This is a genomic window from Herbidospora mongoliensis, from assembly GCF_001570545.1.
Taxonomy (GTDB): Bacteria; Actinomycetota; Actinomycetes; order Streptosporangiales; family Streptosporangiaceae; genus Herbidospora; species Herbidospora mongoliensis.
This window is the reverse complement of the sequence record NZ_BBXD01000009.1, coordinates 776,427-799,997: the sequence shown is the minus strand read 5'-3', so window position 1 is coordinate 799,997 and position 23,571 is coordinate 776,427. Positions and strand designations below refer to the sequence as shown.

The 23,571-nt window shown below is 70.3% G+C and carries 25 protein-coding genes and 1 riboswitch; of the genes, 17 read left to right on the top strand and 8 right to left on the bottom strand.

Annotated elements, in window-relative coordinates:
* Positions 1–40 precede the first annotated feature (40 nt).
* From rpe to AW272_RS07930, 8 genes are all read left to right on the top strand, one after another.
* Entirely contained in the window at positions 41–700 is a 660-nt protein-coding gene (rpe, locus tag AW272_RS07965) for a ribulose-phosphate 3-epimerase (RefSeq protein WP_066362212.1), read from the top strand.
* Between the two features lie 9 nt (positions 701–709).
* Positions 710–1,489 carry an oxygenase MpaB family protein gene (locus AW272_RS07960; RefSeq protein ID WP_066362211.1) on the top strand — a complete coding sequence of 260 codons (780 nt, stop codon included), beginning with the start codon at positions 710–712 and terminating at the stop codon, positions 1,487–1,489.
* Positions 1,490–1,625: 136 nt separating this feature from the next.
* A riboswitch (FMN riboswitch) is annotated at positions 1,626–1,756 on the top strand.
* An 86-nt stretch (positions 1,757–1,842) separates the two neighbouring features.
* Entirely contained in the window at positions 1,843–2,898 is a 1,056-nt protein-coding gene (gene ribD / locus AW272_RS07955) for a bifunctional diaminohydroxyphosphoribosylaminopyrimidine deaminase/5-amino-6-(5-phosphoribosylamino)uracil reductase RibD (RefSeq protein ID WP_245657262.1), read from the top strand.
* 2 nt (positions 2,899–2,900) lie between these two features.
* Positions 2,901–3,488 (top strand): riboflavin synthase, encoded by a 588-nt coding sequence (locus AW272_RS07950; RefSeq protein ID WP_066362210.1) that lies wholly within the window; start codon positions 2,901–2,903, stop codon positions 3,486–3,488.
* Complete coding sequence (locus AW272_RS07945) at positions 3,485–4,117, top strand: nicotinamide mononucleotide transporter family protein (protein WP_066362209.1); 633 nt, start codon at positions 3,485–3,487, stop codon at positions 4,115–4,117. The genes AW272_RS07950 and AW272_RS07945 overlap by 4 nt, the downstream gene beginning before the upstream one ends.
* Positions 4,114–5,328, top strand: a complete 1,215-nt coding sequence (locus tag AW272_RS07940; protein WP_066362208.1) for a bifunctional 3,4-dihydroxy-2-butanone-4-phosphate synthase/GTP cyclohydrolase II — start codon at positions 4,114–4,116, stop codon at positions 5,326–5,328. The genes AW272_RS07945 and AW272_RS07940 overlap by 4 nt, the downstream gene beginning before the upstream one ends.
* Positions 5,329–5,330: 2 nt before the next feature.
* A complete protein-coding gene (gene ribH, locus AW272_RS07935; RefSeq protein WP_066362207.1) occupies positions 5,331–5,810 on the top strand; it encodes a 6,7-dimethyl-8-ribityllumazine synthase in 480 nt (159 codons plus the stop codon).
* Between the two features lie 11 nt (positions 5,811–5,821).
* Positions 5,822–6,274, top strand: coding sequence for a PH domain-containing protein (locus AW272_RS07930; RefSeq protein WP_066362201.1), 453 nt, complete (start codon positions 5,822–5,824; stop codon positions 6,272–6,274).
* Here AW272_RS07930 and AW272_RS07925 read toward each other — a convergent pair.
* Positions 6,249–7,907: a carboxylesterase/lipase family protein gene (locus AW272_RS07925; RefSeq protein ID WP_169807508.1), complete on the bottom strand. Its 1,659-nt coding sequence runs from the start codon at positions 7,905–7,907 to the stop codon at positions 6,249–6,251. The genes AW272_RS07930 and AW272_RS07925 overlap by 26 nt on opposite strands.
* A 167-nt stretch (positions 7,908–8,074) precedes the next feature.
* Between AW272_RS07925 and AW272_RS07920 the strand changes: the two genes are divergently transcribed.
* Positions 8,075–9,064, top strand: coding sequence for a TetR/AcrR family transcriptional regulator C-terminal domain-containing protein (locus tag AW272_RS07920; protein ID WP_066362200.1), 990 nt, complete (start codon positions 8,075–8,077; stop codon positions 9,062–9,064).
* Between the two features lie 34 nt (positions 9,065–9,098).
* The gene (locus AW272_RS07915; RefSeq protein WP_066362199.1) at positions 9,099–9,878 is read left to right on the top strand and encodes a hypothetical protein; all 780 of its coding nucleotides are present in this window, start codon (positions 9,099–9,101) and stop codon (positions 9,876–9,878) included.
* 22 nt (positions 9,879–9,900) lie between these two features.
* On the opposite strand, the gene AW272_RS07910 is transcribed toward AW272_RS07915, so the two are convergent.
* The 5 genes from AW272_RS07910 to AW272_RS07890 all read right to left on the bottom strand — a co-directional run bounded on the left by AW272_RS07910 (position 9,901) and on the right by AW272_RS07890 (position 14,166).
* Positions 9,901–11,019, bottom strand: coding sequence for an LLM class flavin-dependent oxidoreductase (locus AW272_RS07910; protein ID WP_066362197.1), 1,119 nt, complete (start codon positions 11,017–11,019; stop codon positions 9,901–9,903).
* Positions 11,016–11,987: an ABC transporter substrate-binding protein gene (locus AW272_RS07905; protein WP_066362196.1), complete on the bottom strand. Its 972-nt coding sequence runs from the start codon at positions 11,985–11,987 to the stop codon at positions 11,016–11,018. The genes AW272_RS07910 and AW272_RS07905 overlap by 4 nt, the downstream gene beginning before the upstream one ends.
* A complete protein-coding gene (locus AW272_RS07900) occupies positions 11,984–12,679 on the bottom strand; it encodes an ABC transporter ATP-binding protein (protein WP_066362195.1) in 696 nt (231 codons plus the stop codon). The genes AW272_RS07905 and AW272_RS07900 overlap by 4 nt, the downstream gene beginning before the upstream one ends.
* Complete coding sequence (locus AW272_RS07895; protein ID WP_066362193.1) at positions 12,655–13,476, bottom strand: ABC transporter permease; 822 nt, start codon at positions 13,474–13,476, stop codon at positions 12,655–12,657. The genes AW272_RS07900 and AW272_RS07895 overlap by 25 nt, the downstream gene beginning before the upstream one ends.
* A gap of 66 nt (positions 13,477–13,542) precedes the next feature.
* The gene (locus AW272_RS07890) at positions 13,543–14,166 is read right to left on the bottom strand and encodes an HD domain-containing protein (protein WP_066362191.1); all 624 of its coding nucleotides are present in this window, start codon (positions 14,164–14,166) and stop codon (positions 13,543–13,545) included.
* Positions 14,167–14,250: 84 nt separating this feature from the next.
* On the opposite strand from AW272_RS07890, the gene AW272_RS07885 reads away from it, so the two are divergent.
* The 4 genes from AW272_RS07885 to AW272_RS07870 are packed head-to-tail and all read left to right on the top strand — an operon-like array spanning position 14,251 to position 17,861.
* A complete protein-coding gene (locus AW272_RS07885; protein ID WP_066362187.1) occupies positions 14,251–15,114 on the top strand; it encodes an AAA family ATPase in 864 nt (287 codons plus the stop codon).
* 32 nt (positions 15,115–15,146) lie between these two features.
* Positions 15,147–16,214 (top strand): vWA domain-containing protein, encoded by a 1,068-nt coding sequence (locus tag AW272_RS07880; RefSeq protein ID WP_066362600.1) that lies wholly within the window; start codon positions 15,147–15,149, stop codon positions 16,212–16,214.
* Positions 16,207–17,310, top strand: a complete 1,104-nt coding sequence (locus AW272_RS07875) for an XdhC family protein (RefSeq protein WP_066362186.1) — start codon at positions 16,207–16,209, stop codon at positions 17,308–17,310. Before AW272_RS07880 ends, AW272_RS07875 begins: the two co-directional genes overlap by 8 nt.
* Complete coding sequence (locus tag AW272_RS07870) at positions 17,307–17,861, top strand: nucleotidyltransferase family protein (protein ID WP_174551799.1); 555 nt, start codon at positions 17,307–17,309, stop codon at positions 17,859–17,861. Before AW272_RS07875 ends, AW272_RS07870 begins: the two co-directional genes overlap by 4 nt.
* Here the strand turns inward: AW272_RS07870 and AW272_RS07865 are convergent.
* The gene (locus AW272_RS07865; RefSeq protein WP_083958099.1) at positions 17,858–18,745 is read right to left on the bottom strand and encodes an endonuclease/exonuclease/phosphatase family protein; all 888 of its coding nucleotides are present in this window, start codon (positions 18,743–18,745) and stop codon (positions 17,858–17,860) included. The genes AW272_RS07870 and AW272_RS07865 overlap by 4 nt on opposite strands.
* A 111-nt stretch (positions 18,746–18,856) precedes the next feature.
* On the opposite strand from AW272_RS07865, the gene AW272_RS07860 reads away from it, so the two are divergent.
* On the top strand, positions 18,857–19,891 hold the full coding sequence (locus AW272_RS07860) for an LLM class F420-dependent oxidoreductase (protein WP_066362183.1): 1,035 nt from the start codon (positions 18,857–18,859) through the stop codon (positions 19,889–19,891).
* Here AW272_RS07860 and AW272_RS07855 read toward each other — a convergent pair whose 3' ends face one another.
* Entirely contained in the window at positions 19,892–20,440 is a 549-nt protein-coding gene (locus tag AW272_RS07855) for a TetR/AcrR family transcriptional regulator (protein ID WP_169807507.1), read from the bottom strand. It abuts the gene before it with no gap.
* Between the two features lie 87 nt (positions 20,441–20,527).
* On the opposite strand from AW272_RS07855, the gene AW272_RS07850 reads away from it, so the two are divergent.
* On the top strand, positions 20,528–22,096 hold the full coding sequence (locus tag AW272_RS07850; protein WP_066362181.1) for an MDR family MFS transporter: 1,569 nt from the start codon (positions 20,528–20,530) through the stop codon (positions 22,094–22,096).
* Positions 22,097–22,136: 40 nt separating this feature from the next.
* The gene (locus AW272_RS07845; RefSeq protein WP_066362180.1) at positions 22,137–23,561 is read left to right on the top strand and encodes an AAA family ATPase; all 1,425 of its coding nucleotides are present in this window, start codon (positions 22,137–22,139) and stop codon (positions 23,559–23,561) included.
* Positions 23,562–23,571 lie beyond the last annotated feature (10 nt).

Genomic DNA, 23,571 nt, shown 5'->3' with positions numbered 1-23,571 from the left:
TCATGAGGGCACAAAACCTTCCCGCGTAGACTCCTCCGTCATGGCCGTACAGATCTCGCCCAGCATTTTGTCCGCCGATTTCGCGCGCTTGGCCGACGAGGCCGCCCGGGTCGAAGGCGCCGCCGACTGGCTCCATGTCGACGTGATGGACAACCACTTCGTGCCCAACCTGACCCTCGGGCTGCCCGTGGTGGAGTCGCTGCTGAAGGCGGTCTCGACCCCGGTCGACTGTCATCTCATGATCGAAGACCCCGACCGCTGGGCGATCGGCTACGCCGAGGCGGGCGCCCAGAGCGTGACCATCCACGCCGAGGCGGCCAAGGCGCCGGTGCGCACCCTGCGGGGCATCCGGAGCGCGGGCGCGCGGTCGGGGTTCGCGCTGAACCCGGCGACGGCCGTCGACTCCTATGAAGACCTGCTGCCCGAGATCGACATGCTGCTGCTGATGACCGTGGAGCCCGGGTTCGGCGGGCAGCGGTTCATCGACGGGGTGCTGCCCAAGATCCGCCGGGCCCGCCAGCTGATCTCCAAGCACGGCATGGAGATCTGGATCCAGGTCGACGGCGGGGTGTCCGACGACACGATCGAGCGCTGCGCCGAGGCGGGCGCCGACGTGTTCGTGGCCGGGAACGCCGTCTACGGCCGCGACGACCCCGCCGCGGCGGTCCAGGCCCTTCGTGCGCTGGCGGAAGGGGCGTAGCGTGACCCCATGGACCAAAGCGGGCTGTTCGGACCCGGTTCGGTCACCTGGCGGGTGATGGCGGAGCCGGTCCTCTTCGTGGGCGGCTTCCGGGCCCTGCTGCTGCAGGGCCTCCACCCCCGGGCGATGCGCGGGGTGATCCAGAACTCGGCGCTGCTCGACCCCGCCGAGGCGTGGGGACGGTTCCTGCGCACGACCGAGTTCGTCCGCGTCCGCACCTACGGCACGGGTGAGGAGGTGGACAAGGCCGCCGCGCGGGTCCGCAAGATCCACGCGACCCTGACCGCCTACGATCCCGACGTCGGCGACCGCTACCACCTCGACGAACCCGACTCGCTGCGCTGGGTGCACGTCGGGGAGGTCGACTCCTACCTGTCGACGGCCCGCCGCTCCGGGGTCTCCATCACGGATCGGGAAGCCGATCAGTTCGTGTACGAATGGCGCCGCGCCGCCGAGGTCGTCGGCCTGTCACCCGATGACGTGCCCCACTCGGTGGGCGAGATGCGCGACTACATAGAGGGCGAGCGGCCGAGACTCCGGTTCGTACCCGAGGCCCCGAACCCGTGGCTGATGTCGCTGAACCCGCCCCTGCCGGCACGGCTGACCCTGATCAAACCGATCTTCCCGTGGATCACCGCGGTGGCCTTCGCGAGCCTGCCCCGATGGGCCCGCCGCCTCTACGGCCTGCCCGCCACCCCGGTCGAGGACCTGTGGGCGACGATGACGCTGCGTACCGTCCGGACCGGCCTGAACGCCGTCCCGAGGGCACTGCGACCGGCGCCACATTGACGCCGCCCGGAACCCTCGTGGCAGACTGGGAATAACTTGCGTAGGCAACAGCCTTTACGCTGATCAGGAAGCGAGATGCGGGCGGCCGAAGGCCGACCGTGGCTCGCGTTCTTGAATCTGCCGCAAGAAACAAGCATTGCGTGCTCCGGGGTCGGTGAAAATCCGAACCGGCGGTGACAGTCCGCGACCCGGCCGAATCCATCGGCCGGTTGATCTGGTGAAATTCCAGGACCGACGGTGAAAGTCCGGATGGGAGGCAGCACGCGGCGGGCGAGGCCCCTTTTTCGGGGTGCGTCCGTTTTTGGGCACTTCCATGCCCATGCCCCGGAGCCCTGAGTTGGGAAGGGACCGGGGTGGACGACCACTTCATGCGCCGGGCTGTTGAGCTCGCTTCGCGCGGGCAGGGCACGACGAGCCCGAATCCGGTGGTCGGCTGCGTGATCACCTCCGCAGAGGGCGCCGTCGTCGGCGAGGGCTTCCACGCCGTCGCGGGCGGGCCTCACGCCGAGGTCGGGGCGCTCGACCAGGCCGGTGAGCTGGCCCGGGGCGGCACCGCCTACGTCACGCTCGAACCCTGCGACCACCACGGCCGGACCGGCCCCTGTTCCGAGGCCCTGCTCAAGGCGGGCGTCGAACGCGTCGTCGTCGCGGTGCCCGACCCCAATCCCGTCGCGGCCGGTGGGCTGAGAAGGCTGCGCGACCACGGGGTGACCGTCGAGACCGGCGTCCTGCGGGCGGAGGCGGAGCGGGGGAACGCTCACTGGCTGACGTACACGCGGAAGCAGCGGCCGTTCGTCACGTGGAAGTTCGCCGCGACCCTCGACGGGCGCTCGGCCGCCTCCGACGGCACCAGTCAGTGGATCACCTCGCCGGAGGCCCGCGCCGACGTGCACCGGCTGCGCGGGCAGCACGACGCGATCATGGCCGGCGTCGGGACCGTGCTGGCCGACGATCCGCACCTCACGGTCCGGCCCCAGACCGCCAGGCCGGTCCGTGTCGTGGTCGACAGCGCGGGGCGTACACCCCCGGATGCGAAGGTGCTCGACGGCGCCGCGCCGACGCTGCTCGCCGTCGGGGTCGATGTCCCCTTCGAGAATTCTGTACGCATCCCGCGCGGCCCCCACGGCCTCGACCTCCCCGCGCTGCTGACCGAACTCCACCACCGTCAGATCGTCAGCGTCTTCCTCGAAGGCGGCCCCACGCTCGCGGGATCGTTCCTGCGTGCCGGTCTGGTCGACCGGGTCGTCGCCTACCTCGCCCCCGCCTTCCTCGGCTCGGGAAAGCCGGCCTTGGGCGACGCGGGTGTGGAGACCATCGGCGGGATCCACCGGTGGGAGTTCGAAGACGTCGTCCCCGTTGGCCCGGACCTGCGGATCACCGCCCGGCCGGCACCCCCGAAGGAGAACTGATCATGTTCACCGGAATCGTCGAGGAACTCGGCGAGGTCGTCACCGTCGACCCCCTCCCGCAGGCCGCCCGGCTGGCCTTCCGCGGCCCGATCGTCACCGAGGACGCCGGGCACGGCGACTCGATCGCCGTGAACGGGGTCTGCCTGACCGTCGTCGAGGTCAAGGGCGACGTCTTCACCGTGGACGTCATGAAGGAGACCCTCGACCGGAGCAGCCTCGGCGCCCTCGCCGAAGGCACGCCGGTGAACCTGGAGCGCGCGGTCCGCGTCGACCAGCGGCTCGGGGGCCACATCGTGCAGGGCCACGTGGACGGCACCGGCGTGATCCTGAACCGCGAGCCCGACGAGCACTGGGAGGTCGTGACCGTCTCCCTGCCCGCCGACCTGGCCCGTTACGTGGTGCACAAGGGCTCGATCACGGTGGACGGGGTCTCGCTGACCGTCGCCTCGGTGTCCGAGGAGAGCTTCACCGTCAGCCTGATCCCCACCACGCTGGCCTTGACCACTCTCGGCCGGAAGGTCGCCGGAGACCCGGTGAACCTGGAGGCCGACGTCATCGCGAAGTACGTGGAAAAGCTGGTCGTCCGATGAACGCCAGTTTCGAGGTCTTCGGTACGACCGTCCTCTGGACCGACCTCATCGGCAACATCCTGGCCCTGGCCACGGTCGTGTTCGCCATCCGCCGCTCGCTGTGGACCTGGCCGGTCCAGCTCACCGCGTCGGTCCTGCTCCTGGCCGCTTCGATCAACGCCGGACTGACCGGCAACGCGTTGAAGCAGGTCCTGTTCGGCGTGCTGGCGATCTACGGCTGGGTGCGCTGGAAGAGCCAGGGCGAGCAGCTCGACGTGCGGCCCGCCACCTACGCCGAGCGGCTGTTCCTGGCCGGCACGGTGGTCGTCGGCACTGCCCTCGTCGGGTGGTTCTTCTTCGTCACCGGGCTCTCGTGGGGCGCGCACGCGCCGCTGCCCGAGGGGTACTTCCTGGTGGCGGCCGACGCCTACATCTTCGTCGGCAGCGCGGTGGCGACCTGGGCCCAGGGCAGGGCGCTGACCGACTTCTGGCTCGTCTGGATCGCCGTCGACCTCGTGGGGGTGCCGCTCGCGTTCCGGTCGGGGCTCGTCGTCTCCGGGGCGGTGTACGCGGTGTTCTTCGTCCTGGTCCTCACCGGATTCGTGAACTGGCGCAAGCAGTGGCAGCAGAAAGAGGCGGTCGCAGTATGAGTGACATCAGGCTCGATCCGATCGAACGGGCCATCGCCGACATACGCGACGGCAAGCCGGTCGTGGTGGTCGACAACGAGAACCGCGAGAACGAGGGCGACCTCATCTTCGCCGCGTCGAAGGCCACGGCCGCGACCCTCGCCTTCACGATCCGGCACACCTCCGGTGTCATCTGCGTCGGCATGCGGGGCGAGGACCTCGACCGGCTGGGGCTGCCGCTGATGGTGCAGGACAACCGGGAGCGCATGCGGACGGCGTACACGATCAGTGTCGACGCCCGTGACGGGGTCACCACCGGCATCAGCGCGGCCGACCGGGCCCGCACCATCCGCACCGTGGCCGACTCGGCCACCGAACCGTTCGAGCTGGTCAGGCCCGGCCACATCTTCCCGCTGCGGGCCCGTGACGGCGGCGTGCTGGTGCGTCCGGGCCACACCGAGGCGGCCGTCGACCTGGCCCGGCTGGCCGGGCTCACCCCGGCCGGCGCGCTGGCCGAGGTGGTGAACGACGACGGCACGATGGCCCGCCTGCCGGAGCTGCGCGTGTTCGCCGACGAGCACGACCTGGCGCTGGTCTCCATCGAGCAGCTCATCGAGTTCCGCCGCCGCTCCGAGCGCGTGGTGACCCGGGTCGCCGAGACGTCCATCCCCAACCGCTACGGCATGTGGAAGGCCTTCGGCTTCGCCAGCTCCCTCGACGGCGGCGAGCACCTCGCCCTCGTCTACGGCGACCTCGACGACGGCGAGAACGTGCTGGTGAGAGCCCACTCGGAGTGCATGACCGGCGACGTGCTCGGCTCGCTGCGCTGCGACTGCGGCGTGCAGCTCGACCACGCCATGGCCGCCATCGCCGAGGAGGGGCGCGGGGTGGTCGTCTACCTGCGCGGCCACGAGGGCCGGGGCATCGGCCTGCTCGCCAAGCTCCGCGCCTACGCCCTCCAGGACGCCGGCCACGACACCGTCGACGCCAACCTCGAACTCGGCCTGCCGGTCGACGCCCGCGAGTTCTCCAACGCCGGGCAGATGCTCGGCGACCTGGGCGTGAAGTCGGTTCGCCTGCTCACCAACAATCCCGCCAAAATGCGGGGGATGGACGGATACGGCATCAAGGTCCTGGGCCGGGAACCGATGCCGGTGGCCGTGAACCCGTACAACGAGAAGTATCTGTACGCCAAGCGTGACCGCCTCGGTCACGAGATCCCTGAGGAGTAACCATGAGTGGCGGCGGACGACCGGAGATCTGGCCGGTCGAAGCGGAGGGCCTGACGGTGGGCATCGTCGCGGCCAAGTGGCACGAGAAGATCACTGACCAGCTCCTGGAGCGCGCGCTGGTGGCGGCGAAGGAGTGCGGCGCGACCCCGACCGTGGTCCGGGTCGCCGGATCGCTGGAGATCCCCGTGGTGGCGCAGGCGCTGGCACGCACCCACGACGCCGTGGTGGCGCTGGGCGCGGTCATCCGCGGCAAGACGGCCCACTTCGAGTACGTCTGCGACTCGGTGACCAGCGGTCTCACCCGGATCTCCCTCGACGAGTCGACGCCCGTCGGCAACGGCGTGCTGACGTGTGACAGCGTCCACCAGGCCGTCGAACGGTCGGGCGTCCCCGGCTCGAAGGAGGACAAGGGCTACGAGGCGACCGTGGCCGCCCTGGAGACGGCGGTCCTGTTGCGCGGGCTCACCTCCGGATCGCGCTAACGTTTGGGCTCATGTTCCCCAGTGTTCCCGCGCCGCCCCTCCCCGTCGTCTGGCGTCCGAAAAGGGCCCGCGTCGTGGCCTACACGCTCGCGGCGATCATGGTGGGGGGCGCCCTGATCCTCGCGGTCATCCTGCCGGAGCAGTTCCACATCCCCGACCGCATCGGGGTGCTCGTCTTCGGCTGCGCCGTCGCCTTCATCCTCCACCTGCTGGGCCGCCTGCGGGTGGAGGCCGACGACGACGGCGTGACCGTGGTGAACGCGGTGCGGGTCCACCGCTACGAGTGGGCCGAGATCCTCGGCATCAGCCTGCCCGACGCCGAGCCCTGGCCCCGCCTCGACCTCGCCGACGGCAACGTCGTGGGCGCGATGGGCATCCAGGGCTCGGAGAAGGCGCGCGCGGCGCGGGCGGTGGCGGAACTGAACGCCCTCATAAAGATCAAGAGCGAGGCGCCCGACCACTAGAGCCTGTCTGGCCCGTCAGGGAGCGCCAGAAGCCGAGGTGGTGTGCGCGTACGAAGTCCGTGCGTCCGATGTCGTCCGGCCCGGTGGCGAGACGCTGCACGTGACCGGACCGGATGTCGAACCGCGGCCAGGACGGCAGGCCACGGCGGTTGGGGTCGCCGTTGTGCGCGAACCTCGTCCAGTAGCCGACCATGATGTCGGAAAGGCCCTCCTGCGCGACCGTCGGAGGCTCTGAGTAGTCGACGTCGAACAGGTAGGGCAATTCGGCCGTGTGGTAGGCGCCGGTCGCGAAGGTCACCGGTGCCGCCTCGGTGAAGAAGGGGGCGTCCCGGTCGGCGAACTCGTACATGTAGGTCGGGACGTACCGGCTGAAGGCGCGCGCCGTGTCCAGGATCGGCAACGCGTACTGGAAGTCGGTCATGGCTGCCGACAGCGCTTCGGAGGGAGTCTCGTAGTCGTCCACCGGGTACCGGGCGAGGACCTTGTCGGCGTGCTCACCGAAGGCGGCCTGGATCTGCTCCCGGTACTGGTCGTCAGTGAGGTCGCAGGGAGGCTTCTGATCGGATGCGCACAGCATGTGGGTGCGCTCCATGCCCCACACGTGCGCGCGGTACTCATCAGCGGTGGCGCCGATGAGGACGGGCACACGGTGAAAGCGTCCCGTGGCCAGCGCCTCGGCGGGGTCGACCGGGAGCACGGACCCGCCGGCGACCGGGGCGGGTTCCCAGGCGGACTCGCCCGGGAACCCGGCGGCCTTGATCAGCCTCCGGGCCGGCAGTTCGCGCATGCACGCGGCCACACCGGCGGCATCCTCGTCACATCCGGTCCTCTTGATGAGGGCTTCGGCTCCGGCCACCGCTTCCGCGCGGGTGCGCAGCGGGGCAGTGCAGGAGTTGCTCTGCAGGACCGCTCGGTGGAAGAGCCCCTGGGAACCCGGTGCCGCGAGATGGGCGCAGACGCTGGCCGCACCGGCCGACTGGCCGGCGAGCATCACGTTGTCCGGGTCGCCGCCGAAAGCCGCCGCGTTCGCCCGCACCCAGCGCAGCGCGGCCTGCTGGTCCTCGATGCCGAAGTTGCCCGCGGTGCCGGGCGACCGCTCCAGGCCGGGATGGGTCAGGAACCCGAGCGGGCCCAGGCGGTAGTTGACCGTCACCACGACGACGTCGCCCTCCACGGCCATCCTGCGGCCGCCCCAGGTGTCCCCCTGTCCGAGGAAGAAGTGTCCGCCGTGGAGCCATACCACCACCGGCTTCAGCGGCTTGTCCGCATGTTCCGGCGGGGTGGTGACGTTCAGATACAGACAGTCCTCGGCATCACTGGCCCGGTCCATCGGCAGCCCTTGCGGCTGAGCACACCCACGAGCGGCTTTCCTGGCGTCACGAACGCCCTTCCACGGCTCCCTCGGCTGCGGTGACCGCCAGCGCAGCTTCTTGTTCAACGGCTTCGCGTAGGGAATGCCCTGAAACGAGCGGTGGTCCGCGGCGACCGTGCCCCGCACCGCGCCCTGAGCCGTGCGGACCACGGCCGGATTCGCGCCCCGGTCCGCCGTGCCCGCCGCCGCGCTCAGGGGAACCGAAGCCAGCCCGACCGCAATCGCGCCGGCACCCATCCAGTTCCGAATCGCCTTGCCCATCCCTTGCCTCCTGCGTCTTGTTAACCCGGTACGCGCTTGGCCGCCAGCATCCTGGCCACGTGCTGATCCGGCCAAGAACGGCACTAGTGCACCAACTCCGCACGGTGGCATCCTTGGCGGGTCAGGCTGCACGACGATCCGGTGCACTAGTACGGTCGGGAGATTTCGTGGCGAACGACGACGGTGCGGTACAGGATGAAGCGGAGCCCGCGTCCGCGCGGATCGCCGCGGAGTTACGCCGTCGGATCACCACTGGCGCGCTCAAACCCGGCGACCGTGTCCCGTCCACTCGGCAGATCGTCCGGGAATGGGGCGTCGCGATGGCCACCGCGTCCAAGATCCTCGCCGCGCTGCGGAATGAGGGTCTGGTCGAACCCGTGCCCGGCGTCGGCACCGTGGTCACGTCCGGTAAACGGCGCCGGACGGCCCGACCGGAGGAACGGCGGGCCGAAGGAGCTCAGGCGGGGCAGCGCCGGATCGCCGGGCGGAGCGACGCGGAGATCTTCACGGACCGCATCGTGCGAACCGCCACCACGATCGCCGACGCCGAAGGCCTGGCCGCCACCACGATGCGTCGCATCGCCACCGACCTCGACGTGGCCACGATGGCGCTCTACCGTCACGTCCGCGGCAAGAACCACCTCGTGACGCTGATGGCGGACGCCGTGTTCGCCGAGGACCGTCTACCGGCCCGGCCGACCGGCGACTGGCGCGCCCAACTGGAACTGGTGTGCCGAGTCCAATGGTCCATGTATCGGCGGCATCCTTGGCTCGCACAGGTGGTGTCGCTGACCAGGCCGCTGCTCGCGCCGAACGCGATCGCTCACACCGAATGGACGATGCGCGCGGTCTCCGGTCAGGGACTCGACCCCCTGACGATGATCCACGTCGCCGCCACGATGGCGGGATTCGTCCGCGGCACAGCTGCCAACCTGGAGCGGGAGGCCGAGGCCGAGCAGGACACCGGCCTGACCGACGACGAGTGGCTGCGCACCCAGGGCAACGCGCTGGCCGCGGCCATGCACGCCGGATCCTTCCCGCTCATGGCCGGACTGCTGGCCCGGGACGACGTGGATCTGTCCCTCGACACACTCTTCGAATTCGGGCTCCAGCGCACGCTCGACGGCATCGCACCGCTCTGCTCCGACATGCGCTAGTGCCAAGGTCACTTATTTCCTCAATGATGAGGAAGTGGAAGGTCGCTGGGTTCTGGTGCCGATAGGCATCGTCGTGATCCTGATCCTCATCGAGATCGTGGCCGGGCTGTTCGATCCTCCCGTCTCGGATGACCTGTTCCGTGCGGAGACCAGAGACCAGGGCGCCGTCGCCGTCGCGAGGTTCCTGGTGGCCGAAGACGGGTCGGTCGAGGTCGCGGCCGGCCCGGGTGTCCCGGTGCGGCCGCTGGAGCCCGCGGCCACCGGCTGGCGCCTCACCCTGAACACCGCGAAAGGCGCCCAGGGTTACACGGTCGCCATCCCCGGCGACATCCACGTGGTCGTCACCGGCGGCGAACCGCGCACCTACCGGGATGCGGACGTGCCGATCACCGTGGAGATCCCCGAGGGGCGCGCCGCCACCGTCGCCGTCCTGGACAGCCTCCTCCAGCCCAGATACGACACGGTGACGTTCGACGCGTTCAAGCCGGGCAACTACATGGACTTCGACCACAGAAAGCCGATGGGGCCCGGCCCCGGAGCCGACTCCTTCTACGATCGTGGGGTTCTCGCGGGCGAGATCGTCATGGTCAACGGCGCCAGGGCGGTGGAGTGGGAGGGCGACGGCTACGCCTGGCTGGCCGACTGCGTCTCGGTCGCCCCTGACGCGTGGCGGACGGAACTGGGGTGGATGAACGACACCGGCACGTTCTGCGTGCAGACGAGCGAAGGCAGGTTCGGCCTCATGGAGTTCCCGAGCGCGGGGCCCGACGACCCTGGCCCCATCCCGGTCTACTTCATCTGGAAGACCCGATAGCCGCCGCCCGCGACGAGCAGGTTCAGGCCGCCTTCTGGACGAGCCCCCTCCGCCGCAGTTCCGGCAGCACGCCCTCGCCGAACCAGTAGGCCTCTTCCAAATGCGGGTAGCCGGACAGGATGAACTCCGAGGCGCCGTGGGCGGCGTACTCCTCCAGCAGGTCGGCCACCTCCGAATGGCTGCCGACCAGGGCGGTTCCGGCGCCGCCGCGCACCAGGCCCACCCCCGCCCACAGCCCGGGGTGGATCTCCAGGTCCCGTACCTTGCCGCTCTTGAAGCCCTCGTGCAGGGCCAGCATGCGCTTCTGGCCGACCGACTCGCTGGTGGACAGCAGCTTGCGGGCCTTGTCGATGTCTCCGGACGGGATGCGCTCCAGCAGGCGTCCGGCCTCCGCCCAGGCTTCGGCGCTGGTGTCCCTGGTGATGACGTGCAGGCGGACGCCGTACCGCAGAGTGCGCCCCTCAGCGGCCCCGAGCTCGCGGATCCACCGCAGCTTCTCGCCCACCTGCGCGGGCGGTTCGCCCCAGGTCAGATAGACGTCGGCGTGCTTGGCCGCCACGGGGCCGGCCGCGCCCGACGACCCGCCGAAGTAGATCTCCGGAATCGGGTCGGGCGTCACGGCCACGCGGGCGTCGGTCAGGTCGTAGTAGTCGCCGGCGAAGTCGAAGCCGCCCTGCCACGCCCCCCGGACAGCGGTCAGGAACTCGCCGGTACGGGCGTAACGCTCGTCCTTGCTCAGATGGTCGCCGAACCGGGCCTGTTCGGCCGCCTCGCCGCCGGTCACCACGTTCAGCAGCAGTCGCCCGCCGGAGATCCGCTGGTAGGTCGCCGCCATCTGCGCGGCGAGGGTCGGCGACAGCAGGCCGGGCCGGAAGGCCACCAGGAATTTCAGCTTCTTGGTGACCTGGGTGAGCGCCGCCGTCACGAGCCAGGCGTCCTCGCACCACGTGCCGGTCGGGGTGAGCACCGCCTCGAAGCCGACCTGTTCGGCCGCGCGGGCGATCTGGCCCAGGTAGTCGATCGTCGGGGGCCGGTATTCGGAGTCGCCGTAGGTGCGGCCCAGGCCGTGGCCGCCGGCCACGATCGAGCGCCCGTCACCTGTCGTCGGCAGGAACCAGTGGAATTTCAGCGCGTCACTCACTGGGCCGCCCCCACGATGTCGTTGAACCGCTGGTCGGCGAAGTCGGCGAACTTCAGACCGGCGGGGATGAGTCCTTCGGCGATGAACGCGTCGGCCATCTCCTGCTCCGAGCTGATCACCGCGTCGTCGATGACGATCGGCGACATCACCGCGTTGTCGACGGCCGCGTCGGCCACCTCCTGGGGCAGGCCGGTCTCGGTCGCCCAGACCTTGGCCCACTCGGGCTTGTGGTCGAGCGCCCACACGCGGGCCTTGGCCATGCGGGTGAGGAAGTCACGGATCGCGTCGGCCTTGGTGTCGACCGCCGCGGGGGCCGCGACCTGGAAGTTCAGGCCGTTCACGTAGCCGGTGCCGTCGACCAGCGTCCTCGCCTTGTTCTGGATGTTGGCCTGGGAGGTGAAGGGCTCCCAGATCGTCCAGGCGTCGATGGTGCCGCCGGAGAAGGCGGCCAGCGCGTCGGCGGGCTGGAGGTACTGGGGCTGGATGTCGGAGAACTTCAGGCCCTCCTTCTTCAGCACCGCCAGCAGGTGGTAGTGCGCGGAGCTGCCCTTGGAGACCGCGACTTTCCTGCCCTTCAGGTCGGCGGGGCCGGCGAGGGTCGAGTTCTCCGGTACGACGATCGCCGCCCCCGTCACGTTCTGCTTGTAGGCCGCGACGACCTTGATCTTCGAGTTGGCCGCCGCCGCGAAGATCGGGGGAGTGTTGCCCACGCCGCCGATGTCCACGGCCCCGGCGTTGATCGCCTCCAGCATCGGCGGGCCCGAGGTGAACTGGGCGAACGTGATCTTGTACGGGGTGCCGTCGAGCAGCCCGGCCGCCTTCAGCAGCGCCTGGGCGCCCGCCTTCTGGTCGCCGACGCGCAGCTCGACCTGTCCGCCAGCTGCGGGCGCCGCCGCGTCGTCGCCCGTCCCGCAGCCGGCCAGCGTGGCCACGAGGACGACGACGGCGGCGAGAACTCTTCGGTTCATGATCTTCCTTCGGGTGAGACGCCGAGTGCGGCGAGCAGGGTGGTGCGCAGCGCGACCAGATCGGGGTCCTCGCGGTGGCGGGGACGGTCGGTCGTGATGGGGATGTCGTGGGCGATGCGGCCCTCGTCGAGGACGAGCACCCTGTCGGCCAGCAGCAGGGCCTCGTCGACGTCGTGGGTGACGAGCAGCACGGCCGGGCGGTGCCGGGCCCACAGCTCCAGGACGAGGTGGTGGATGGTGATGCGGGTGAGCGCGTCGAGCGCGGAGAACGGCTCGTCGAGCAGCAGCAGTTCGGGTTCCCTGACCAGCGCGCGGGCCAGGCTGGCCCGCTGGGCCTCGCCGCCCGACAGGGTCAGCGGCCAGGCGTCGGAGCGCTCGGTCAGCCCGACCTCTTCGAGGGCCGCCTTGGCCTTCTCGACCGGGGCGTCGAGGCCGAGGGTGATGTTGGCCAGCAGCCGCTTCCACGGCACCAGCCGGGGTTCCTGGAAGGCCACCGCGACCGAACTCGTGACGTCGATCTTCCCGGTGACCTCGTCGTCGAGCCCGGCCAGTGCTCTGAGCAGGGTCGACTTGCCGGAGCCGCTGCGGCCCAGCAGGGCGGTGAACTCGCCGTCGCGCAGTTCCAGGTCGACCGAGTCGAGCACGACCCGGTCGCCGAACGCGCGCGCTACGCCAGAAAGCCGCGTCGCCATGCCAGCGCCCTCCGCTCGAGAAGTCGTACGAGAGAGTCGGTCAGCAGACCCAGGGCGCTGTAGACGAGCAGCCCGACCACGATCACGTCGGTGCGCAGGAACTCGCGGGCGTCGTTGATCATGTAGCCGAGGCCGGTGGTCGCGTTCACCTGCTCGGCCACGATCAGCGCCAGCCAGGCCACGCCGAGCGCCTGCCGCAGTCCGACGAGCGTCTGGGGGAGCGCGCCCGGCAGCACGATGTGCCTGATGAGCTGGCCGCGCGACAGCCGCAGGGTCTTGGCGACCTCGGCGAGCTTGCCGTCGACGCCGCGGATGCCGGAGAAGGTGTTCAGGTAGAGGGGGAACGACACCGCGAGGGCCACCAGAAGGATCTTTGGTTCCTCGCCGATGCCGAACCAGAGGATGAACAGCGGGATCAGCCCGAAGAACGGCAACGCCCGCAGCATCTGCATGATCGGGTCGACCGCGTTCTCACCCGCCCGGCTCAGCCCCGCGACCGTGGCCAGCAGGATGCCGGCCAGCCCGCCGATCGCGAACCCGATCAGGACCCGTTGGAGCGAGACCCCGATCGCGGTGTGCAGCGTCCCCGCTTGGGTCAGGTCGACGGCGGTGGCGGCGATGGTGGCCGGTGCGGCCAGCAGGCGTTCGGGCAGCAGCCCCGACGCGCTGGCGATCTGCCAGATCGCGAGCAGGGCGAGCGGGCTCAGCCAGCGATGCCACGCGGTGACGCGGCGCCGTGGCCCTTTCGGCGTGGCGCGCGGCTTTTCGACCGGGCGCGCCAGCTCGACGACGGACATACGGGAACCTCGCAGAGGGCGGGGAGGAGTGGACCGCCCTCAGGGTTACCCATATTTCCTACCAAGTCAATCGGTAATGTGGTGAAGCTCCCTCGTGAGGTTCTCCCGGGCCTGCCGTTCCCAGAGGTCGCGGGCCGTTTCCGTGCCGTAGAGAGGACCGTCCAGAAGCCTCCGCAGCACCTCACCCCGCCCCACCCGGAACAGCGGGTCGGGGACGTGGCGATACTCCTGCCTGATCGCGGCGGCGTAGAGGTCATAAGCCGCAGGGTCCTGCCCGAGCACGGCCAGGTCGGCGTCGCACAGCACCGCCGCGTTCCCGTCTTCCTTCCGGTACGAATGCCGCGCCGTCACCCGGACCAGCCGGGCGACCTCAAGGGCGACCGGCAGGTGCAGGGTGGCTGTGCTTTCGTGGGCGGTCGGCGCGTGCAGGGCGGTCAGGCGGGCCTGGGCGAGCTGGGCGCTGCGTTCCTCGTCGAGGCCGGGCCTGCCGTCATAGACGGCGTCGTGGAACCAGGCCGCCAGCCTCACCGCGTGGAGGTCGTGGGCGTGGTCCTTCAGCGGTTCGATCGCCGCCAGGACCGCGGTCAGGTGGTCGGTCGTGTGGTAGCGGCGGTGGGGTTCCGCCCAGCGTGCGGACAGCTCCGCGAGCAGGGCGCGCCCCGCCGGGGTGTCGGGGAAATCCTGCGTCACGCGGGCGAACCTACCAAGGCTTACCGGCGCGTTTCGTCCATTGACGCCGAGATCCTCATCACTCTCCGAAGTACCCTAGGACGGGTGGAAATCGACTCCCCGGAGACCCTGCGTGGCCTCCTCGAACAGCGCGACTACCTCGCCGACCCGGGCTTGGCGACGGCAGCCTTCCTGGCCCTGCGCATGGGCCGGCCGCTGTTCCTGGAAGGGGCGGCCGGAGTCGGCAAGACCGAACTCGCCAAAACCCTCGCCGCCGTCCTCGGCGCCCCGCTGATCCGCCTGCAGTGCTACGAGGGACTGGACGCGGCCCAGGCCCTCTACGACTGGGATTTCCCCCGCCAGCTCCTGCACCTGAAAGCCGCGGAAGCCGCCGGAATCACCGACGTGAAAGCCCTCGAAGGCGAGATCTACGACCGCCGGTTCCTCATCGCGAGGCCATTGTTGCAAGCGATCGAGTCGCACCCGTCCGTGCTTCTCGTGGATGAGATCGACCGGGCCGACGACGAATTTGAGGCGTTCCTGCTGGAGGTGCTGTCGGATTTCAGCATCTCCATTCCCGAGCTCGGCACGATCCGGGCCGCCTCCCCGCCACTCGTCGTATTGACCTCCAACCGGACGCGTGAAGTCCACGACGCCTTGAAAAGGCGCTGCCTCTACCACTGGCTCGACCATCCGGGCTTCGACCTGGAGGTCGCGATCCTGCTGCGCCGGCTGCCTGCCTGCACCGCCGTCCTGGCCGAACAGGTGGCCAAGGTGGCGGCCCGGCTGCGCGGCGCCGACCTGCTGAAACCTCCGGGGATCGCGGAGACCATCGACTGGGCGGAGGCGCTGCTGACGCTGGGCGCCGATCAGCTCAACCCGGAAATGGCGGCGGTGACATTGGGGGCCGCGCTGAAATACCGCGAAGACCAGCAGACGGCCATTCGGAACGGGCTCCTCGATGCCTGAACGGCTTGAGCGTGGCTGACATCGTTCCGGTCATGGCCGGGTTCGTTCGCACACTCCGGGCCGCCGGAGTGGCGGCCGACCATGAGCGGACCCGGGGATTTCTGGCGGCCCTGGAGAATCTCCATGTCGGTCGGCGCGGTGACGTCTATTGGGCGGGCCGGCTCACTCTTTGTTCCAGCCCCGACGACCTCCCCAGATATGACCGCTGTTTCGCCGCCTATTTCGACGGCCGCCAACCGCCCCGGTCACCGGCGCCGACCGTCACCGTCACCCGCTACACCGCCTCACCCGACGGCACACCAGAACAATCGGGCGAGAAATCCCTCGCCGCCACCGCCAGCACCCTGGAGATCCTCCGGGGCCGGGACGTCGCCGGGCTCACCCCCGAAGAACGCGCCGAGATCAACCGCCTGCTCGCCCTCATGCGCACCGCCCGTGAACAGCGCGCCTCCCGCCGCCTGACCTCCTCGAAACGCGGCCGCCTCGACCCCCGCCGCATCGTCAGGGAGGCCATGAAGCGCGGCGGCGAGCCGGCCAGGCTCAGGTTCCGGGACCGCAGGAGGAAGCCGCGCAGAGTGGTCCTCCTGGTCGACGTCAGCGGCTCGATGGCCGCCTACGCCGACACCCTGCTCCGCCTCGCCCACGCGATCACCAGGTCGGCCCCCAGGGCCACCGAGGTGTTCTCGGCCGGGACCCGGCTCACCAGGATCACCGCCGAACTCCGGGTCAGGGACCCGGCCCTCGCCATGGACCAGGTCTCCCGGGCCATCCCCGACTGGAGTGGCGGCACCCGCCTGGGGGAGGAGCTACGGGAGTTCCTGAAAGGCCCCGACGCGCGGGGCGCGATCGTGGTGATCGCCTCCGATGGGTGGGAACGTGGTGATCCATCCCTGCTCGGCGCCCAGATGGAGCGGCTGAGCAGGATGGCCCACCGGGTCATCTGGGTTAACCCCCATAAGGGGGACCCCGCGTATCGGCCGCTGACCGGGGGGATGCGGGCGGCACTGCCGTATATCGACGATCTGGTGGCCGGGCACAGCCTGGCCGCCTACGAGGAGCTGGCCGGGCTTCTCGCGGGAAGGAGAACCGGTCATGCGTGACATCCTTTCGCAGGTCAGCCGCTGGTGGGCGGCCGACCAGGACACGTTCGGCCTGGCCACGGTCGTGGGGACGTTCCGCAGCGCGCCGCGCCAGCCCGGCGCCGCGATGGCCGTGCTCGGCGACGAGGCGGTCGGCAGCGTGTCGGGCGGCTGCGTCGAGGGCGCGGTGTACGAACTCGCCCAGGAGGTCGTCGCCTCGGGAGAACCCGTCCTCCAGCGCTACGGAGTGAGCGACGACGACGCCTTCGCCGTGGGCCTGACCTGCGGGGGGATCATCGACATCTTCGTCGAGCCGGTCTCCCGGCAGGACTATCCCGAGTTGGGCGAGATCGCCGCGTCCATCGAGAAGCGGATCCCGGTGGCGGTGGCGACCATACTGTCCGGCCCGGGACGGATCGGCGCCCGCCGCGTCGTCTGGACCGACCACGTCTCCGGCTCGCTCGGCTCCGCGCGGCTCGACGACGCCGTCGACGACGACGCCCGGGGCATGCTGGCCCAGGGCGCGACCGGTGTCCGGCGTTACGGCCGCGACGGCGAACGGCGTCTCGACGACCTGCAGGTCTTCGTCCAGTCGTTCGCGCCGCCGCCGAAGATGCTGGTGTTCGGCGCGATCGACTTCGCGGCGGCGGTGGCCCGGGTGGGCAAGTTCCTCGGCTACCACGTGGTGGTCTGCGACGCCCGGCCGGTGTTCGCGACCTCCAAGCGCTTCCCCGACGCCGACGAGGTCGTGGTGAAGTGGCCGCACGACTACCTGTCCCAGGCGGCGGTCGACGAACGCACCGTGATCTGCGTGCTGACCCACGACCCGAAGTTCGACGTGCCGCTGCTGGAGGTGGCGCTGCGCACGCCCGCCGCCTACGTGGGGGCGATGGGCTCCCGGCGGACCCACGACGACCGGATGGCCCGGCTGCGCGAGATCGGCCTGACCGACGTCGAACTGGCCCGGCTGCGCTCGCCGATCGGGCTCGACCTGGGGGCGCGGACCCCCGAGGAGACCGCCGTCTCGATCGCGGCCGAGCTGATCCAGCTCCGCTGGGGCGGTTCGGGGCGTCCGCTGACCACCACCGAGGGCCGCATCCACGGCGAGCTCGCATGATCACCGGCGTGCTGCTGGCGGCCGGGGCGGGCCGCCGGTTCGGCGGCCCGAAGGCCCTGGTCGAGTTCGAGGGCGAGCGCCTGGTCGACCGGGGCGTGCGGCTGCTGGAGAAGGGCGGGTGTCATCCGGTCGTCGTCGTGCTGGGCGCCGCGTGCACTCCGGTACGGGGTGCGGTGACCGTGCTCAACGCGGAGTGGGAGACGGGGATGGGTTCGTCCCTGCGCGTCGCCCTGGAGGCGGTCCCGCCCGAGTCGCTCGCCGTCGTGATCGCCCTGGTCGACCAGCCGTTCATCCGGCCCGAGGCGGTCGAACGCCTCATCGCCGCCTTCCAGGCGGGGGCCGAACTGGCCGTGGCGACCTACTCGGGAAAGCAACGCAACCCGGTGCTGATCTCCCGCGACCACATCGCCGAGGTGGCGGCCTCGCTGGAGGGGGATGTGGGGGCGCGGCCCTACCTGAAGAAGAACCGGAGCCTGGTGACCGAGGTGCCTTGCGACGACGCCGGCGACCCGGCCGACATCGACGAACCGGGCGACCTGCCGGTCAGTTAGAACTTCAGGTCGGCGATCGCCGCGCGGTGGTCGCTGCCGGTGGCCTCGCGGACCTCCGCCAGGGTGGCGTCCATGCCCCGGTAGAGGATGTGGTCGGGGCGGGTGATCGGGAAGCCCGACGGCCAGGTGAAGCCGAAGCCCGCCCCCGCCTCCTCCTGGGCGTCGCGCAGCGGCGGCACCAGGTTGCCCCGGTTGCGGTCGGTCGTGGCGGTGTTCAGGTCGCCCAGCAGGACGAGCCGCCGGCTCTTGTCCTTGGCGATCACCTCGCCGGCCTCTTTCAATGTCTTGTCCCGGAACGAGGTCTCACCGGGGCGGGCGGAGGCGAGGTGCATGACGTACACGGTCACGGTGCCTTTCTCCGTCTGTACGACGGCGCGCAGCGCCCTGGCCCAGCCGAGCCCCACATCGACCCGTTTCGCGTCGTCGAGCTGGTATTTGCTCCACAGCCCGACCGTCCCGACCTGGAAGCGGTAGGGGTAGATGTCGCTGAGCTTCTTGGCGGCCGGCCCGCCGGGGGTGAGCTCCTGCACCGCGACCACGTCGCGTCCCGCGGCGGCGGCCTCCACGGCCTCGCCGGACATCTCGTTGGCCACCCCGACGTTGAGCGTCGCCACGGTGAAGTCGCTGGGGCCGCCGGGCGGCCGGCGCAGCACGCTCGGCCCGAACATCACGCCCCACACCAGCGCCGGGGTCAGTGCCGCGATGACCGCGCCCCGCGACCGGGCCACCGCCGCCAGCGCGACTAAGGGCACGATCGCCACCCCGAGCCAGGGCAGCCCGCTCTCCAGCACCGGCGTCACGCCGCCGAGTTCGGGCAGCAGCCGATGCAACGCCAGAACCGCCGCGAGCGCCACCGCGAACACGGACACCACACGAGCCAGCAAGATCCCTCCCCTGCCGGGAAGTGTACGGGCACCCATATACGGAGGGCGTGAGACGACATGTACCCTCGGAGTGCCGTATTACCGGAACAACATTCTGTCCAGGGAGGATCTATGCGGATCGGGATGGCCCTGAGCTATTCGGGCGGTTTCAAGGAGACCGTCGCCGAACTGGCCGACTACGAGAAGGCCGGCCTCGACATCGTGTTCGTCGCCGAGGCCTACAGCTTCGACGCGGTCAGCCAAATGGGGTACATCGCCGCCAAGACCGAGCGCCTGGAGATCGCCTCCGGCATCCTGCCGGTCTACTCCCGCACCCCCGCGCTGCTGGCCATGACGGCGGCCGGACTCGACTACGTCTCCGACGGCCGCTTCACCCTGGGCCTCGGCGCGTCGGGCCCCCAGGTGATCGAGGGCTTCCACGGCGTGCCCTACACGGCCCCGCTCGGCCGCACCCGCGAGGTCATCGAGATCGTCCGCAAGGTGTGGAAGCGGGAACGCCTCGAATACCAGGGCAAGCACTACACGATGCCCCTCCAGGGCGGCACCGGCCTCGGCAAGCCCCTGAAGCTGATCATCCCGCCGGTCCGCGAGCGCATCCCGATCGTGGTGGCCGCCATCGGCCCCAAGAACGTGGAACTGTCCGCCGAACTGGCCGAGGGCTGGCTGCCCATCTTCTACATGCCGGAGAAGGCCGCCGACGTGTGGGGCCCGTCCCTGGCGGCGGGCCGGGCCAAACGGGACCCCGAACTGGGGGAGCTGGACGTCATCGCCACCGCCACCCTCGCCATCGGCGACGACGTGAGCGGCCTGCTGGAGTTCGGCCGCCCGATGGCGGCGCTCTACATCGGCGGCATGGGCGCCAAGGGCAAGAACTTCTACAACGACCTCGCGGTCCGCTACGGCTACGAGAAGGAAGCGGCCGACATCCAGGACCTCTACCTGGCCGGCAAGAAGGAGGAGGCGGCGGCCCTGGTCCCGCACGACCTCCTGGAGAAGATGTCCCTGATCGGCAGCGAGGGCTTCGTCCGCGACCGCCTGGCCGCCATGAAGGAGAGCGGCGTCACGACCCTCAACGTGACCCCGGTCGGCTCGACCCACGAGGAGCGCCTTCGCCTGATCGAGAAAGTGAAGGAGCTGGCGGGCTGATCATGGCCGCAGGCAGATGGCGAACATCTCCCGCAGCCGTTCCTCGACTTCCTCCGCGTCAACTTCTTCGATCACTCCGGGGCCGAAGAGGCGGCGCACCGAACCTGTTCCCATGATCATCGTCGCGGCCAGTAAGGCTCGCTGTTCCGGTCGCGGCCCCTCCAGCTGGGCCGCGATCCGCTTCACCACGGTCGCCTCCACATGAGCGTGGAGGATGGCGCGGATCTCCGGGCTGGTGCCCGCCCTGTCGACCATCCGCGTCACCGACTCGGTCACGCCGCTCTGCAGCCGGACCGCCAGTCGATGCGCCAAGCGGGAAGCCAACCCCGAGGGATCGCCGTCGATCACCGCCGCGAGGGTCGACCCGGTCGCCAGGGCCTCGGCGAAGAGAGCGGCCTTCGTCCCGAAATAGCGGTTGACCAGGGCAACGTTCGCCCCGGCCTCGGATGCGATCATCCGCATCGTCACCTGGTCGTAGCCGTGCTCCGCGAACAGTTCGCGGGCCGCCTCCAGGATCCGCCGGCTGGTCGCCTCCCGATCTCTCGTCACGTGACGGAATATTAGCTGCGTTTGACAAGTAAACAAGCGTCTACTAACTCTGTTGTGGAAGTTTCTTTACACGGGGGGACGCCGGCTTTGACTCTCTTGGACGCACCACAACGGACCTACACCCATCGACAGGTCCTGGAGATCCTCTCCGGACTCCTCCTCGCCCTGATGACCTCGATGCTCTCCACATCGGTCGTCGGCACCGCACTGCCCACGATCGTGGGCGATCTGGGCGGGCAGGAGCAGCTGTCCTGGGTGGCCAGCGCGACCCTCCTGACCATGACCGTCTCCACCCCGCTCTGGGGCAAGCTGTCCGACATCTTCGGCCGCAAGCGCCTCTTCCAGATCGCCCTCGCCCTGTTCGTCGCCGCCTCGGTGGTGGCGGGCCTGTCGCAGAACATCGGCATGCTCATCGCCGCCCGCGCGGTCCAGGGCCTCGGCACGGGCGGTCTGTCCGCCCTCACCCAGGTCATCCTGGGCGACATCGTGCCGCCGAGGGAGCGCGGCCGTTACTCCGGCTACGTCGGGGCGGTCTTCGGCCTCTCGACCGTCGCCGGGCCGCTGCTGGGCGGGTTCATCGTCGACACCGACTGGCTGGGCTGGCGCTGGTGCTTCTACGTCTGCGTGCCGCTCGCGATCGTGGCCTTCGCCGTGGTCCAGCGGGTGCTCAGGTTCGACCACGAGAGCCGGGACGCCCGCATCGACTGGTGGGGCGCCACCACGCTGACCGGCGCCGCGACCGCCCTCATGCTGCTGCTCTCGTTCGGGGGCCACGAGTTCGAGTGGAACTCGGTGTGGACCTACGCCCTGGGCGCGATCACGGTCGTGCTGGTCGCGGGGGCCGTGGTGGCCGAGCGGGCGGCGGCGGCGCCGATCCTGCCGCCCCGGCTGTTCAGGGACCGCACGTTCGTGCTGGCGAGCGTGGCCTCGCTCCTGGTCGGCGTCGCCCTGTTCGGCGCGATGATCTACCTGCCGCAGTTCCTCCAGATCGTCAAGGGCATGTCGCCCACCGAGTCGGGGCTGATGACCCTCCCGATGGTGGTCGGGCTGTTCCTCAGCTCGATCATCTCCGGCAGGGTCGCCTCGACGACCGGGCGGTGGAAGGCGTTCCCCGCGGTGGGGCTGGTGCTGGTCGCGATCGGGCTGTTCCTGCTGTCGCGGCTGCACGTCGACTCCAGCGCGCTGGAGATCGGCGTCTACATCACGATCATGGGCGCGGGCCTGGGCATGACCATGCAGATGCTGGTGCTGGCCGCCCAGAACGCGGCGACCCGGCAGGACATGGCCGTCAGCACCTCGGGCGTCACCTTCTTCCGCAGCCTCGGCGGCGCGGTCGGCGTGGCGGCGTTCGGGGCGATCCTCACCAACCGGGTCAAAGACGAGCTGGCCGCCCGCCTCGGCGGCGTCGGCGCCGCGCCCGCGCTGGGCACCCCCGAGGCCATCCACTCGCTGCCGCCGCAGGTGGTGAAGGCGGTGCTGGAGTCGTACACGGAAGCGATGCAGACCGTGTTCCTGGTCGGAGTTCCGGCCGCCGTGCTCGGCGTGGTCGCGGTCCTGCTGCTCAAGGAGGTGCCGCTGCGCGGAGGGGGCGCCCCGGCGACCCCTGAGCCCGAGGCGGGTCGCCACAGCCGCCACGGCAGGCACGAACGCGTTTAACGGATTGCCCGCCCCCGCGGCCCCCGGCCACCATGGCCGGGTGACGTCAATCGACTCGCACGACGCCCGAGCCCTGGCCGAGAGCCTCCGCCGGGTCTACGACGCGGTCGCGCAACGGGTGACCGAGGAGAACGCCACCTCGCCCCTGGCCGCCAAGGTGACCGGCCACCTGGGCAGGCCTCTCGGCGAGGTGGTCGTGGTCGAGGAGAAGTACCGCCTCTTCGAACACGCGGCCCTCCAGCTCGCCGCCGACCGCTACCTGAGCGCGCACAGCCCGGACGCCGAGTGGTTCGGCATCGTCGGCTCCGACGTGCGCTGGGAGAGCCTGATCAACCTGATCGCCAGCGCCATGCGGGCGGGCAGCGTGCTCCTGGGCCGCCCCGACTACACGGTCGCCTCCATCGGGCCCGACGCCACCATGGACGTGATCAAGCTCGGCATGGTCTGCACCCACGCGCCCGACGGCACCCCTGTCGTCGTGGGCGTCAGCAACCGCGAGGACTACAGCAAGTACGCCCTCCTGACGGTCATCGCCGCCGACAGAGCCGCCGCGACCGCCGTCCGCGAGGAGATCGACCGCCACCGCAACGAGCTCGACCCGCTGCGCGGCCAGGTGGTCAGCTTCGGCTTCTCCGAGCACCGCGAGAACGAACTGCTCACCTTCATCCCCCGGGCCGACCTCACCCCCGAGGACGTGGTGCTGCCCGACGGCCGCCTGGAGGCACTGGAGGAGCACGTCGTCGGCATCGGCCGCCACGCCGACCGCCTGCGTGAGGCCGGCCAGCACCTGCGCCGTGGCCTGCTGCTCTACGGCCCGCCCGGCACCGGCAAGACCCACACCGTGCGCTACCTCCTCGGCCGCCGCCCCGAGAGCACCGCGATCCTGATGACGGCCGAGGGCATGTCGAAGATCGACTTCGCGGTGGCCCTGGCCCGCAGGCTCCAGCCGTCGATCGTGGTCATCGAGGACGTCGACCTCATCGGCGAGGACCGCTCCCAGTTCGAGACCAGCCCGCTGCTGTTCGCCCTCCTCGACGCCATGGACGGCGTCGCCGGGGACGCCGACGTGACCTTCCTGCTCACCACCAACCGCGTGGAGACCCTGGAGGCGGCGCTGGTCCAGCGCCCCGGCCGCATCGACCTGGCCGTCGAGGTGCCGCCCCCGGACGGCCCGGCCCGCGCGCGGCTGGTCCGCCTCTACGCCCGCAACCGCCCGGTCGAGGCCGACGTGGACAAGGTCGTCGCGGCCACCGAGGGGGTCACCGCCTCCTTCGTCAAGGAGCTGCTCCGGAGGGTCGTCCTCACGGCCCTGAGACGAGACGAGCACGCCCTGACGGACGACCACTTCTCCACGGTGCTGGCCCAGATGTCCGGAGACAGCGAGTCGCTCACCCGCGCCCTCCTGGGCGGAGGCACCGCCCCCCAGCCACGTGTCAAAGCCCGTCTCGAACCGCCCAGCTGCTGAAATGTCCTAG